Origin of the sequence: Streptomyces sp. NPDC007164 (assembly GCF_040634135.1) — a bacterium.
In the GTDB taxonomy this organism is placed as follows: Bacteria; Actinomycetota; Actinomycetes; order Streptomycetales; family Streptomycetaceae; genus Streptomyces; species Streptomyces sanglieri.
Genome location: NZ_JBEYFB010000002.1, coordinates 59780 through 73874, shown reverse-complemented (window position 1 = coordinate 73874; position 14095 = coordinate 59780). Strand labels below are relative to the sequence as shown.

At 73.8% G+C, this 14095-nt stretch carries 10 protein-coding genes, 1 pseudogene and 1 riboswitch; of the genes and pseudogenes, 3 read left to right on the top strand and 8 right to left on the bottom strand.

The features are described 5' to 3' along the window. The first annotated feature begins 55 nt into the window (after positions 1-55). A complete protein-coding gene (locus ABZ622_RS04830; protein ID WP_360540416.1) occupies positions 56-1156 on the top strand; it encodes an amidohydrolase family protein in 1101 nt (366 codons plus the stop codon). 324 nt (positions 1157-1480) lie between these two features. Then, positions 1481-2590: an SCO1860 family LAETG-anchored protein gene (locus ABZ622_RS04825; protein ID WP_360540414.1), complete on the top strand. Its 1110-nt coding sequence runs from the start codon at positions 1481-1483 to the stop codon at positions 2588-2590. Positions 2591-2837: 247 nt separating this feature from the next. On the opposite strand, the pseudogene cobC reads toward ABZ622_RS04825, so the two are convergent. Further along, positions 2838-4523, bottom strand: a pseudogene (gene cobC, locus ABZ622_RS04820) (Rv2231c family pyridoxal phosphate-dependent protein CobC). A 111-nt stretch (positions 4524-4634) separates the two neighbouring features. On the opposite strand from cobC, the gene ABZ622_RS04815 reads away from it, so the two are divergent. Then, positions 4635-5357 carry a ZIP family metal transporter gene (locus ABZ622_RS04815; RefSeq protein ID WP_360540412.1) on the top strand — a complete coding sequence of 241 codons (723 nt, stop codon included), beginning with the start codon at positions 4635-4637 and terminating at the stop codon, positions 5355-5357. 55 nt (positions 5358-5412) lie between these two features. Here the strand turns inward: ABZ622_RS04815 and ABZ622_RS04810 are convergent, their stop codons facing one another. The 7 genes from ABZ622_RS04810 to ABZ622_RS04780 all read right to left on the bottom strand — a co-directional run bounded on the left by ABZ622_RS04810 (position 5413) and on the right by ABZ622_RS04780 (position 14059). Beyond that, positions 5413-6786, bottom strand: a complete 1374-nt coding sequence (locus ABZ622_RS04810; protein ID WP_360540410.1) for a cobyrinate a,c-diamide synthase — start codon at positions 6784-6786, stop codon at positions 5413-5415. Positions 6787-6814: 28 nt separating this feature from the next. After that, positions 6815-7414 carry a cob(I)yrinic acid a,c-diamide adenosyltransferase gene (gene cobO / locus ABZ622_RS04805; protein ID WP_360540408.1) on the bottom strand — a complete coding sequence of 200 codons (600 nt, stop codon included), beginning with the start codon at positions 7412-7414 and terminating at the stop codon, positions 6815-6817. Further along, positions 7414-9444, bottom strand: coding sequence for a putative cobaltochelatase (locus ABZ622_RS04800; RefSeq protein ID WP_360540406.1), 2031 nt, complete (start codon positions 9442-9444; stop codon positions 7414-7416). The genes cobO and ABZ622_RS04800 overlap by 1 nt, the downstream gene beginning before the upstream one ends. A 58-nt stretch (positions 9445-9502) precedes the next feature. Continuing rightward, a complete protein-coding gene (locus ABZ622_RS04795) occupies positions 9503-11029 on the bottom strand; it encodes a cobyric acid synthase (RefSeq protein WP_360540404.1) in 1527 nt (508 codons plus the stop codon). Next, positions 11026-12039, bottom strand: coding sequence for a cobalamin biosynthesis protein (locus ABZ622_RS04790; protein ID WP_360540402.1), 1014 nt, complete (start codon positions 12037-12039; stop codon positions 11026-11028). Before ABZ622_RS04790 ends, ABZ622_RS04795 begins: the two co-directional genes overlap by 4 nt. Positions 12040-12183: 144 nt before the next feature. After that, a riboswitch (cobalamin riboswitch) is annotated at positions 12184-12316 on the bottom strand. A 196-nt stretch (positions 12317-12512) separates the two neighbouring features. Beyond that, the gene (locus ABZ622_RS04785) at positions 12513-12743 is read right to left on the bottom strand and encodes a hypothetical protein (RefSeq protein WP_124718378.1); all 231 of its coding nucleotides are present in this window, start codon (positions 12741-12743) and stop codon (positions 12513-12515) included. 44 nt (positions 12744-12787) lie between these two features. After that, complete coding sequence (locus ABZ622_RS04780; RefSeq protein WP_360540400.1) at positions 12788-14059, bottom strand: inorganic phosphate transporter; 1272 nt, start codon at positions 14057-14059, stop codon at positions 12788-12790. Between the last annotated feature and the right edge of the window lie 36 nt (positions 14060-14095).

The following is a 14095-nucleotide window of genomic DNA, read 5'->3' as shown; positions in this document are numbered from 1 at the left end:
CCCAGGGCCGTCAGGGGCACCGGGGCCCAGTACGCCGCCTCGTACAGTGCTGCCCATGAGTGATCACAAGGCATCGCAGGTGCTGCACGTGAAGGGACGGGTGCTCGTCGGTCCCGACGACGTCCGGGACGAGCTCTGGGTGGTCGACGGCCGGATCTCGTACGGGAGGCCGGCCGGCGCGGACGGGGCGGTGACCGTCACCGGCTGGGTGCTGCCGGGGCTGGTGGACGCCCACTGCCACGTCGGGCTCGACCACCACGGCGCCGTGGACGCGGCGACCAGTGAGAAGCAGGCCCTCGCCGACCGGGAGGTGGGTGCGCTGCTGCTGCGGGACGCGGGGTCGCCGGCCGACACCCGGTGGATCGACGACCGCGAGGACCTGCCGAAGATCATCCGGGCCGGCCGGCACATCGCCAGGCCCCGCAGGTACACCCGCAACTACGCCCATGAGATCGAGCCGGACGAGCTGGTCGCGTACGTCGCGCAGGAGGCGCGCCGCGGTGACGGCTGGGTGAAGCTGGTCGGCGACTGGATCGACCGGGAGGTGGGCGATCTGACCGCCTGCTGGCCGCGCGAGGCGGTCGAAGCGGCCATCGCCGAGGCGCACCGGCTCGGCGCCCGGGTCACCGCGCACTGCTTCGCCGAGGACTCGCTGCGCGATCTCGTCGAGGCCGGGATCGACTGCATCGAGCACGCCACCGGGCTCACCGAGGACACCATTCCGCTCTTCGCCGAGCGCGGGGTCGCGATCGTCCCCACTCTGGTCAACATCGCCACGTTCCCCTCGCTCGCGGCGGGCGGCGACGCCAAGTTCCCCCGTTGGTCGGCCCATATGCGCCGGCTGCACGAGCGGCGCTACGACACGGTGCGCTCGGCGTACGACGCCGGGGTGCCGGTCTTCGTCGGCACCGACGCGGGCGGGGTGCTCGCCCACGGGCTGGTGGCGGACGAGGTCGCCGAGCTGGTGAAGGCGGGCATCCCGGCCCTGGACGCGCTGTCCGCGACGACCTGGGGCGCGCGGCAGTGGCTGGGGCGGCCGGCGCTGGAGGAGGGCGCCCCGGCGGACCTGGTGGTGTACGACGAGGACCCGCGGGCGGACGTACGGGTGCTCGCGGCGCCCCGGCGGGTGGTCCTGAACGGGCGGGTGATCGGCTGAGTCCGGCGGCCCGTGACCGGGGTGCGCCGTGTTGACGGGCAGTTACCGAACCCCTGCCCCGTCGTTGAAACACTTTCGCGCGCACCCCGGCGTAGTCGGCTCCGGGGCGGTGTGCGCTCGGCGGATCGGGTGATCCGGAGGAACGAACGTACCGAGATATTCGAATACAGGCACGGAAACCCCCCTTTGGGGTGAACTCACGTCAGGTGTCCGCCAGTTCACTCTTCGTGCGTAAAGCTTTCGGGGTCGAGGCCACCGGAGCTCTCGATGTCCCCCATTGGACGGCACCGGTGGCTCCATGTCTCTTGTGGGGGTTCCACCACTTTGAACAGCAACACCTTCCGTCTGGCCGCCCTGGCGGTCGCCGCCGCTCCCGTCGCGCTGCTGGTCGCCGCCCCGGCGCAGGCCGCCACCGCGACCACCACGACCACGGGTGGCGGCAAGGCGAGCGCGGTCGTGCTCCGTACCGCACTCGACGTCTCGCTCCTGAACAAGACGGTCGACGTGCCGCTCAGGGCCACGCTCAACGAGGTGCACGCACCCGCCGACGCCAAGGAGACCGCGCTCAGTGTGCGGCTCGACGGTGTGGACGGCGGCCGGCCGGTCAGCGTGCTCGCCGCCGATGTGGCCACCGCGAACGCGACCGCCGACAAGCACCGGGCCGAGGGCTACAGCAATGTGGCCAAGGCCCGGGTCCATGTCCCCGGACTGCCGGTGCTCTCGCTGATCGAGGTGGAGAAGGTCACGTCCAAGGCGGTCTGCGAGGTGGGCCGGAAGCCGGTCGCCGAGTCGAACGTGCTGGGGCACGTATCGGTCCTCGGCAAGCGCATCGACCTCTCCGCGGGCGGCACCACGCAGGTCAAGGTCCCGGCCGTCGGCGAGGTGACCCTGGACCTCTCGAAGACGCACACCACCTCGCGCACCGCCGCGGCGACCGCGTTGCAGCTGAAGGTCTCCGTCAACCCGCTCAAGCTGAACGTCGCCGATGTGCGCGGCGAGATCACGCTCGCCGAGGCGACCTGCGAGACGCCGAAGGCGACCGGGCCGGGCGGCGGCGACAACGGCGGCACGAGCAATGGCGGCACGAGCAATGGAGGATCCAGCGACGGCGGGTCCAGTAACGGCGGGTCCAGCAATGGTGGTTCCAGCAACGGCGGTTCGAGCGGCGGTGGGTCCACCGATGGCGGTTCCACCGACGGTGGTTCGACCAGCGGCGGGTCCGGTGACGGCGGCAACGGCGGAAGCGGTGGCAACAGCGACGGCGGAGTGAAGCCCCAGACCGGCACCGGCACCGGCAACGAACCGGCCGTCGACTCGAACCTCGCGGAGACGGGCAGCAGCTCCGCCACCCCGTACATCGCGGGCGGCGCGGCCGTACTGCTGGCGGCGGGCGCCGGGGCCGTGGTCGTGGCCAGGCGGCGCGCCCAGGGCTGACCACTCCGAGGCCCAGGGGGGCAAGTAGGGGAGCAGGGAGCGGGGAGCGGCGTACGTGTGACGGGGCGCCGCTCCCCGCGGCTGCGCGCGACGGAGCGTGCCCAGCGGCAGGCCGTCACCGCGCGGGCTCGCACAGCGGGGGACAGGCCGCCGACGAACGGCCCCGCCCAGTAGCGGCGGACCGTCAGCGAACGGCCCCGTCCAGCGGCGGGCTGTCACCGCAGTGCCCACGCCCGGCGGCGGGCCGTCACCGCACGGCCGCGCCCAGCGTCTGCAGTGCCTGGTCGAACGCCTGGAGGAAGCGGTTGGTCGTGGCGCGGTCGCGCACGGCCAGCCGCAGCCACTCCGGACCCAGCCCGGGAAACGTATTTCCTCGCCGCGCCGCGAACCCCAGCGTCCGCAACCGCTCCCGCACCTCCGCGGCCCGCTCCAGCCGCACCAGGACGAACGGCGCCTCGGCCGGCTCCGCCACCCGCACCTCGGTGAACTCCCGCAGCCCCGCCACCAGATGGGCCCGGTCCACCGCGATCCGCTCCGCGGCGGCGGCCGCCTCGGCCAGCGCCCGCGGCTCCATGCACGCCTCGGCCGCGGTCAGCGCCGGGGCCGACACCGGCCACAGCGGCTGGGTCTCCTCCAGCGCGTGGACGGTCACCGGGTCGGCCAGCACATAGCCGATCCGCAGCCCCGCGAGCCCCCAGGTCTTGGTGAGGCTCCGCAGCACGACGAGCCCCGGGACGTCCGTACGCCCGCACAGGGTCTCGCGCTCGCCCGGCACCGCGTCCATGAACGCCTCGTCGACCACCAGCGTCCGGCCGGGACGGGCCAGTCGCTCCACCAGCGCCGCGGGATGCAGCACCGACGTGGGGTTGGTCGGATTGCCGACCACCACCAGATCCGCTTCCTCGGGCACCGCCGACGGGTCCAGCCGGAATCCGTCCTCGGCCCGCAGCAGCACCCGCCCCACCTCATGCCCGGCCGCGCGCAGCGCCGCCTCCGGCTCGGTGAACTGCGGATGGACCACGACCGGGCGGCGGACCGGCAGCGCCCGCGCGATCAGCACGAACGCCTCCGCCGCACCCGCCGTCAGCAGCACCCGCTCCACCGGCAGCCCGTGCCGGTCCGCGACCGCTGCCCGGGCGGACCGGCCGTCCGGGTAGGCGGCGAGCGAGCCCAGCGACCCGGCTATCCGCTCCCTCAGCCAGGCCGGGGGAGTACCGGCCCGTACGTTGACGGCGAGATCGGTCAGATCCCGGTCCCGTCCCCGTACTTCCGCGTCACCGTGGTGCCGCAGATCGTGCGCGCCCGCGCCTGTCGCGTCGGGACTTTCAGTGGGAGTGTGCATGACCGCCGTGGGGGGATGGTGATGATGGCCGTCGTCGTGGGTACGGGAGGCCGGCTGCCGCGGCCGTCCCGGTCGATCCTCTGAGTACGGCAGAACGACTATGCGCCCGGCACCGGGCTTCACGCAACGGTCGGGACGGGGAGGTGCGTCCGCTGTCGCGGACGTCACGGCCGGCCGTCAGGGCGGACCGCGGCGCGCCACCGCGCAGGTCACCATCGGTGCCCGCCCCGACGGGGCCGACTTCCGCTTGGGCACCAGCAACTCACCGCCCGCCGCGAGCGCGGCGGCCTCCGCGACCGACGGCGCTCCGAGCGCGGCGAGCGGCGCGCCGGACGGATTGGGCACCTCGATCCGGGCCAACTCCCCGGCCGGGTACGTCCGCAGCGGTACGCCGAGCGCCTCGGCGGCCGCGACGATGCCCGGCTCGTCCGCCTTGGCGTCCACGGTCACCAGCTCCGCGATGCCCATCGGCGAGAGCCCGGCCTCGCGCAGGGTGTCCCGGACCAGCCCGAGGATCTCCTCGACCGGTGCGCCCCTGGACGCGCCGACCCCGACGGCGAGCGACGCGGCGGGCGCGTCGGCTTCGGACATGGAGCGGCCTTTCACGAGGAGTGCGGGAATGAGGACTGCGGGAACGAGGAGTGCGGGAACGGGGGGCGCGCTGAGATGCGCGCACCGGGGTCGATCGGCTAGCAAGAGCGCATGGCGGTGTTCGTCGCGCTCGGCGCGTTCCTGATGACCCTGGCAGGCGGCTGGGTCGCCCAGCGCGTCACCGACCGCCGCCACCTGGTGCTCGGCTTCGCCGGCGGGCTGATGCTCGGTGTGGTCGGCCTGGACCTGCTGCCGGAGGCGATCGACGCCGCGGGCGAAGCCGTCTTCGGCGTCCCGGCCGCCCTGCTGCTGTTCGTCGGCGGCTTCCTCGTCGCTCACCTGGTGGAGCGGCTGCTCGCGGTACGCCAGGCGGCACACGGCGCGGGCGAGGAACGGGTGCCGCAGGTCGGGCTCACCGCGGCGGCGGCGATGGTCGGCCACAGCCTGATGGACGGCGTCGCCCTCGGCGCGGCCTTCCAGGTGGGCGCGGGCATGGGAGCCGCCGTCGCGCTCGCCGTCATCACGCACGACTTCGCCGACGGCTTCAACACGTACACGATCACCAGCCTGTACGGGAACGCCCGCCGCAAGGCCCTGATCATGCTGTTCGCGGACGCGCTGGCGCCGATCGTGGGCGCCGCGACGACGCTCCTGTTCACCCTTCCGGCGGAACTCCTCGGCTGCTATCTCGGCTTCTTCGGCGGCGCGCTGCTCTACCTGGCCGCCGCCGAGATCCTCCCCGAGGCGCACCACGAACACCCGGCCCGCTCCACGCTGCTGTGCACCGTGGCCGGGGTGGGCTTCATCTGGCTCGTGGTGGGCATCGCGGACTGAGCAACGCACCGCCGCCGGGCGCCTCACCGCTTCCGGCACCGGTCCCCGCTCCGGCTCATCCCTCGCACCGCTCGACGAACCGGCGGGCCATGCCGGGCGACGACGCCCAGTGTGTATGCAGATAGCTCGCGTGCACGCCCCGCTGTACGTACCCCTCGACCCGCCGCTCCGGCTGGTGCATGCCCCACGCCGGATCGGCGCCGGCGCCCGGCTCCAGCACGGTGCGGTGGAACTCGTGGCCGCGCACCCGGGTGCCGGGGGCCGCCAGCACACTGTCGGAGACCGCCACGGCCTCCCGGTAGCCGAGCGTCAGCCGCTTCGACATCCGGGCCTCGGCGTCGAGGACCCCGCACATCGGCAGCCCGTCGAGCGAACGCGCCAGATACAGCAGCCCGGCACACTCGGCGGACACCGGGGCCCCGGACTCCGCCAGCCCGGCGACGGCCTTGCGCAGCGCCGTGTTGGCGGACAGCTCACCCGCGTACACCTCCGGGAACCCCCCGCCGACGACCAGCCCCCGGGTGCCCTCGGGCAGCGCCTCGTCCCGCAACGGATCGAACGGCACGACCTCGGCCCCGGCCGCGGTGAGCAGCTCGGTGTGCTCGGCGTACGAGAAGGTGAACGCCGCACCGGAGGCCACCGCGACGACCGGGGCCCCGGCGGGGGCGGACAGCGGCACGGGCCCGCCGCAGCCGCCGATCGCCTCCGCCGCGTCCCACACCTCGCCCGGCAGCGGCGGCGCGGAACGGGCCAGCGCCATCAGCGCCTCCAGATCACACCCCGCCACCACCTGCTCCCGCATCGCCGCGACCGCGCCCACCGCGTCGCCCCGCCGCTCGGCGACCGGCACCAGACCCAGATGGCGCGACGGCACGGCCACCTGGTCGGCCCGGTGCAGCACCCCCAGCACCGGCAGACCGGACTCCTCCAGCGCGTCCCGCAGCAGCGCCTCGTGCCGCTGGGAGCCGACCTTGTTCAGAATCACCCCGCCGAGCCGCACCTGCGGATCCCACGAGGCGAAACCGTGCACCAGCGCGGCCACGGAACGCGACTGCGACGACGCGTCCACGACCAGCACCACGGGCGCCCGCAGCAACTTCGCCACCTGCGCGGTCGACGCCAGCTCCCCCTGCCCCGACGCACCGTCGTACAGCCCCATCACGCCCTCGACCACCGCCAGGTCGCAGCCGGCCGCCCCGTGCGCGAACAGCGGGGCGACCCGGTCGGGGCCGCACATGTACGCGTCGAGGTTGCGCCCCGGCCGGCCGGTGGCCAGCGTGTGGTAGCCGGGGTCGATGTAGTCGGGCCCGACCTTGTGCGGGGACACGGCGAGGCCCCGACCCGCGAAGGCCGCCATCAGCCCCGTGGCGACGGTGGTCTTGCCGCTGCCCGACGAGGGCGCGGCGATCACCAGACGAGGAGTGTTCACTGCCCGTCCCTCACCAACTGCCAGTCCCTCACCATTCGATGCCCCGCTGGCCCTTCTGACCGGCGTCCATCGGGTGCTTGACCTTCGACATCTCGGTCACCAGATCGGCGGCGTCCAGCAGCTTCTGCGGCGCGTTGCGCCCGGTGATGACCACATGCTGCGCACCGGGGCGCTCGCGCAGCACCTCGATCACCTCGTCGGTGTCGACCCACCCCCAGTGCATCGGGTACGCGAACTCGTCGAGGACGTACAGCCGGTACGTCTCGGCCGCCAGATCGCGCTTGACCTGCTCCCAGCCCTCGCGCGCCGCCTCCTCGTTGTCCATCTGGCCGTCGCGCTGCACCCACGACCAGCCCTCGCCCATCTTGTTCCAGACGACGGAGCCGCCCTCGCCGCTCGCCCCGAGGACCTTCAGCGCGTTCTCCTCGCCGACCTTCCACTTCGCCGACTTGACGAATTGGAAGACGCCGATCGGCCACCCCTGATTCCAGGCGCGCAGCGCGAGCCCGAAGGCCGCCGTCGATTTCCCCTTGCCGATGCCGGTGTGCACCATCAGCAGCGGACGGTTGCGGCGCTGACGGGTCGTGAGCCCGTCGTCGGGCACGGTGGTCGGCTGTCCCTGCGGCATTACGCGGCCCTCCTGTTGGTTTCCTGAACGTCCTTGACGAGCCCGGCGATCGAGTCGGCCCGCAGCTCCTCCAGCGTGACGGCACCGCCCCCGAGATCGCGGGCGAGGCTTCCCGCGAGGCCGAGCCGTACCGGCCCCGACTCGCAGTCCACGACGACCGACGCGATGCCCTGCGCCTCGTGCAGCCGCGCCGCCCGGGAGGCCAGCGCCACCGGATCGGGGCCGCCGGTCGCCCGCCCGTCGGTCACCACGACCAGCAGCGGCCGCCGCGACGGATCACGCAACCGCTCCACCCGCAGCACCTCATGTGCCTTGAGCAGCCCGGCCGCGAGCGGGGTACGCCCACCGGTCGGCAGCAGTTCGAGGCGCGCCGCGGCGGCGTCCACCGACGACGTCGGCGGCAGCGCCACCTCGGCGTCCCTGCCCCGGAAAGTGATCAGCCCGACCTTGTCCCGCCGCTGGTACGCGTCCAGCAGCAGCGAGAGGACCGCGCCCTTGACCGCGGCCATCCGCTGCCGGGCGGCCATCGACCCGGAGGCGTCCACCACGAAGAGCACCAGATTCCCCTCGCGCCCCTCCCGCGTCGCCTGCCGCAGATCGTCCCGCCGGACCACCAGACCGCGCCCGGACCGGCCCCGCGACCGCTGGTGCGGGGCGGCGGCGTGCACGGTGGCCGCCAGATGCAGCTTGGTCAGGGCGCCCTGCGGACGCCGCGCGCCGGTCGTACGCCCGTGCTCGGTACGGGCCCGGGAGCGCCGCCCGGCCGCGCCCTCGCCCAGCCCGGGGACGCTCAGCATCTTGGTGCGGAACGGCTCGGTGGCGCCCACCGGCTGCCGCTCACCGCCCCCGGACGGCTGCCCCTGGCCCTGTTCCTGCCCTTGTTCCCGGCCCTGTTCGGGCACGGACGGCGCGGGCGCGTCGCCGGCCTCGCCCCCGGGCGCCGGCGGCGTGTCGGGGCCGTCGCCCTGCGGGGGGCGGCCGCCGCCACCGGGGCCGTCCGGGTCCGGGTCGTCGTCCCCGCCGCCGTTCTGCTCCAGCGTGTCGTCGAGCTTGTCCTCGTCGAGCCCCGGCGCGTCGAACGGATTGCGCCGGCGCCGGTGGGGGAGCGCGAGCAGGGCCGCCTGCCGCACGTCCTCGGCGAGCACATCCGTACGGCCCGCCCAGGCGGCCAGCGCGGTGGCCGTCCGCGCCATCACGATGTCCGCGCGCATCCCGTCGACCTCGAAGGCCGCGCAGGTGGCCGCGATCTGCCGCAACGCCGAGTCCCCGAGCCGAACTTCGGGCAGCAGGGCCCGCGCGGCGACGATCCTCGCCCGCAACGCGTCCTCCTCGTCGGCCCACTTGGCCGCGAAGGCCGCCGGGTCGTCGTCGTACGCGAGCCGCCGCCGCACCACCTCGACCCGCTGATCGGTCTCCCGGGACGCGGCGACCTCGACGGTCAGCCCGAACCGGTCGAGCAACTGCGGCCGCAGCTCGCCCTCCTCGGGGTTCATCGTCCCGACGAGCAGGAAGCGGGCGGCATGCCGTACGGAGACGCCCTCGCGCTCCACGTACGAGGCACCCATGGCGGCCGCGTCCAGCAGCAGGTCCACGAGGTGGTCGTGGAGCAGGTTGACCTCGTCGACGTAGAGGATCCCGCGGTGCGCGTCGGCCAGCAGGCCCGGCTCGAAGGCCTTCACACCCTCCGCGAGCGCCCGCTCGATGTCGAGCGCCCCGACCAGCCGGTCCTCCGACGCGCCGACCGGCAGCTCCACCATGCGGGCGTCCCGCGACACGCCGGTGCCCGGCTCGTGGGGGCCGTCCGGACACGCCGGGTCGGGCGATTCGGGGGCGCAGGAGAAACGGCATCCGGAGACGACGTCCACCTCCGGCAGCAGCGCCGAGAGCGCGCGCACGGCGGTGCTCTTCGCGGTGCCCTTCTCACCCCGTACGAGGACACCACCGATGTTCGGCGCCACGGAGTTGAGAAGCAGGGCGAGTTGCAGGTCCTGCTGCCCGACGACGGCGGTGAACGGGAAATGTGTGCTCACGGGGCGATCCCTCCTGCGAATGAATGGTCATGAAAAAGGCGGCCTCGGCCCGCGCCGTTCACCGGTGTCCTCCGGGTGCTCCGGGTGCTCCGGGGGCGATGAAGGGGAGCCCCGGCGGCGCGCCCGACTCGATGAGCCGCAGCAACGCGTCGGTGTCCGCGTGTTCCTCGACGAGATCGCCGAGGCGGTCGAGCTGTTCCTCGCGCAGCGCCGCGAAACAGGTGTCCGGAGCGGGGACGAAACGCCGGCCGGCGCCCCGCGCGACCTCGGTCAGGAAGCGGCGGCGGAATTCGTCGCTCTCCAGCGAGCCGTGCCAGTGGGTGCCCCACACGGCGCCCGCCCGGCAGCCGTCGAGGAACGGTTCTCCACCGAGCACCTCCGCCACGCCGTGGTGGATCTCGTACCCCTCGACCGGCGCGCCGAGCGCCCGGCCGACGGGCCGGGCCAGGGTCTTCTCCCGGTCGAAGCGGATGCGTACGGGCAGCAGCCCCAGGCCGTCGACATGACCGGCCCGGGACTCGACCTCGTCCTCGATGTGCTCGCCGAGGAGCTGGAAGCCGCCGCAGATGCCGAGGACCGGCCGGCCCTCGGCCGCCCGCCGCACCAGCGCGTCGGCGAGGCCGCGCTCGCGCAGCCAGGCCAGCGCCTTCACGGTGCCCCGGGTGCCCGGCACCACGACCAGGTCGGCGTCGGACAGTTCCTCGGCGCGGTCCACGAACCTGACGACGACACCGGGCTCGGCGGCCAGCGCGTCCACATCGGTGAAGTTCGACATCAGCGGCACCGCGCACACCGCGACCCGCAGCACGTCCTCGCCGTGCGGCGGCGCGACGACCGACTCGCGCACCGCCCCGCGCAGCGAGACCCGCAGCCCGTCCTCCTCGTCGATGCCGAGGCCGTGGGCGAAGGGCAGCACTCCGTACGTCGGCCGGCCGGTGAGGTCCCGCAGCATGTCGAGCCCCGGTTCCAGCAGCGACACGTCGCCCCGGAACTTGTTGACGAGATACCCGGCGATCAGCGACTGGTCCTCCGCGGCGAGCAGCGCCGTCGTCCCGAAGAACGAGGCGAAGACACCACCGCGGTCGATGTCGCCGACGACCACCACCGGGAAGCGTGCCGCCCGGGCGATGCCCATGTTCACGATGTCCGTGCGCCGCAGGTTGATCTCGGCCGGGCTGCCCGCGCCCTCGCAGATCACCGCGTCGTACGTGGACCGGAGCTGCTCCAGGCAGTCCACGACCGTGGAGAGCAGTGCCTCCTGCCTGCCCCCGTGGTAGCCGCGCGCGCTCATCTCGCCGACCGGCCTGCCCATCAGGACGACCTGGCTGGAGCGGTCGCTGCCCGGCTTGAGCAGGACCGGGTTCATCAGTGCCGTCGGCTCCACGCGGGCGGCCTGGGCCTGCATGGCCTGGGCGCGCCCGATCTCGGCGCCCTCGCGGGTGACGAACGAGTTGAGCGACATGTTCTGCGCCTTGAAGGGCGCCACCTTCACCCCTCGGCGCACGAGCCAGCGGCAGATGCCTGCCGTGACGACGCTCTTGCCCGCGTCGGAAGTGGTACCGGCGACCAGCAGCCCGCCGCTCATGCGTTTCTCCGTCCTGCGGTGCGAGGCCCCGCCACGTCCGTCCCGGTGGTCCGGCGCCCGGTGAGCCGCCGTGCGGCGAGGGCCGCGCCGAGCCGCCCCGCCACGCAGACGCCCAGCGCCAGCGCGCTCACCCGGCGCGACAGCCGCACCGCGCGCTCGATGTCCGCACTCTCCACGGCCCGGCCCGTCTCCCCGTTGAGCACCGGGCGGTGCTCGACCCGGCCGCCGTACGCGAGGGTTCCGCCGAGCCGTACGCCGAGCGCACCCGCGAACGAGGCCTCCACCGGGCCCGCGTTGGGGCTCGGGTGCTTGGCGGCGTCGGCCCGCCAGGCGCGGACCGCTCCCCGCGGCCGCCCCCCGGCGGCGACGGCGAGCAGGGCCGTGAGCCGGGCCCCCGGCCAGCCGGCGAGGTCGTCGAGGCGGGCCGAGGCCCAGCCGTAGCGCAGATGCCGGGGCGAACGGTGCCCGACCATGGCGTCCAGGGTGTTGACGGCCCGGAACCCGGCCAGCCCGGGAACCCCCGCCAGCGCGCCCCACACCAGCGCGCCGACCACGGCGTCCGAGGTGTTCTCCGCCACGGACTCCACCACGGCGCGGGCGATCTGCGGCCCGTCCAGGGAGTGCGGGTCGCGGCCGCACAGATGCGGCAGCCGCTCGCGGGCCAGTTCGATGTCACCGGCGGCCAGGGCGCCGCCGATGGCCCGCGCCTCACGCCCCAGGGACGTGCCGCCGACGACGGACCAGGTGGCGGCGGCGGTCAGTGCCACGGAGGCGGCGGGGCTGCGGCGCACGGCGCGGGTGATCAGCGCGGCACCACCCGCGGCGCCTCCGGCGCAGACGAGGGTGTGCAGCGCGCCCCAGCCGCGGTGGTCGCGCCACAGCCGGCGCTCGACGTCCGCCGCGGCCCGCCCGAACGCGGCGACCGGGTGTCCCCGGCGGGGGTCACCGAGCAGCAGATCGCCGATCAGACCGGCCGTGGCGCCGTACGCGAAGATGCGGTCGGCTCGCACGGTTCAGCCGGCCGTCGCGCCTCGGCGGACCTTCGGACGGGCGGCTCTCGTCGAGAGCGCCGAAACAGCGGACGCACGGCAGCCAGGCATGGCGATATGTCCTCACTCAGGGTCCGCGCCCTGGTTCGACGTGACCGGCGACGAGAGTCTCCTGGCTCCCGGATCCGCGGTTCCCCCGGCCTTCCAGCCCGCTCGCGCGAGCCGTGACTTCCGGTGTTGGGGGACCGCTCCCCGGTGACAGTGGCGGGACCGCGCCGGATTCGCACCGGCTTCCTCTGCTGTCGCCGTAATTGGCTCCGGCAGTCCACCACGCCCCGCGAACGCCCGTCAACCTGCCGTTGACCTGCGGCGGCGCAGTGTGCTGATACCCACATCGGGCCGGACACCCGAGGTGTCCGGCCCGACCGGGGAGCGTGCGCGGGATTCGCTCGGACCGGCCGGTCTCGGGCGACGGTCGGCCGGACCGGCCGGTCTCAGGCGACGATCAGATAGATCCCGTACGCGACGGCCGCCGCGCACAGCCCGAAGCAGACGTACGCGCCGGCGCGGGCCAGCAGCAGCGAGCCGCCGGAGCCGCCCTGCGCCGCCGGTTCGGGCTGCTTGGAGAGGCCGACGATGCCCAGGGTGAAGAGGCCCACCAGCGCGACGGTGACAACGAGGGAGACGCCGAATACGGAGCCGAGGGCTGCCCAGTCGATGTTCATGCGGAATCCTTAGACGGCCTTGGACGGCCGGCCTGTCGGCCGGCTCAGACGGTGGCGGGTCGCGCCGGGTCCTGGGTGGTTCCGGCCGGGGCCGGAATGGTGGTCATGAGGTTCAGGTCCGGCGTCTGGGCCGCGGCCGTGGTGGGCGGCGGGCTGACGGCGGCGATTGCCTGGGTGACGACGCCCGCGGGCTCGGCGTCGCCGTCCGACGGGGCGACGTCGCCGTGGCCGACCGGCTTGCGGCGCGACAGCAGCCAGATGGCACCGGAGCCCGCGATCAGCAGCGCCGCGACGACCACGACACCCCACGTGCCCTGCTTGGTGAGGAGCTCCGCGCCCGCGCCGACCAGACCGGCGGCCGGCAGGGTCAGACCCCAGGCGACGAACATCCGGGTGGCGGTGGACCAGCGGACCACACCGCCCTGCCGGCCGAGGCCCGCGCCCATCACGGCGCCGGAGCAGGACTGGGTGGTGGAGAGGGAGAAGCCGAGGTGCGAGGAGGCCAGGATGACCGTGGCGGCACTGGTCTGGGCGGCGAAGCCCTGCGGCGGCTTGAGGTCGGTGAGGCCGCTGCCCATGGTGCGGATGATGCGCCAGCCGCCCAGGTAGGTGCCGAGCGCTATGGCCGTGCCGGCGGCGACGATGACCCAGACCGGCGGGTTGGAGCCCGGGTGCAGGACGCCGCCGGTGACCAGGGCCAGGGTGATGATGCCCATGGTCTTCTGCGCGTCGTTGGTGCCGTGGGCGAGCGAGACCAGTCCGGCCGAGGCGATCTGGCCGGCCCGGTAGCCCTTGGCGGTGGCCTTCTGCTGGGCTTCGTCGCGGACCTTGCCGCCGATCCGGTACGTCAGCCGGGTGGCCAGCAGCGCGGCCAGACCGGCGACGATCGGGGCGGCGACCGCGGGGAGCAGCACCTTGGTGACGACGGTGCCGCCGTTGACGGAGGACCAGCCGGCCGACATCACGGCCGCGCCGATCAGGCCGCCGAACAGGGCGTGGGACGAGCTGGACGGCAGTCCGACCAGCCAGGTCAGCAGATTCCACAGAATGGCGCCGACGAGTGCCGCGAAGATGACTTCTGTCCGCAGCCCGTCCTCGTTGATGATCCCGCCGGAGATCGTCTTGGCGACCTCCACCGACAGGAACGCGCCGACGAGATTGAGAACGGCGGACATGGCCACCGCGGTCTTCGGTCTGAGTGCACCGGTCGAGATGGTGGTCGCCATCGCGTTCGCGGTGTCATGGAAACCGTTCGTGAAATCGAACACTAGAGCTGTCACGATCACAATCGCGAGTAGCAGCGTGATGTGTTCCATTTACCCAGGCAATCGTTCGACGTCATTGGCATGTGG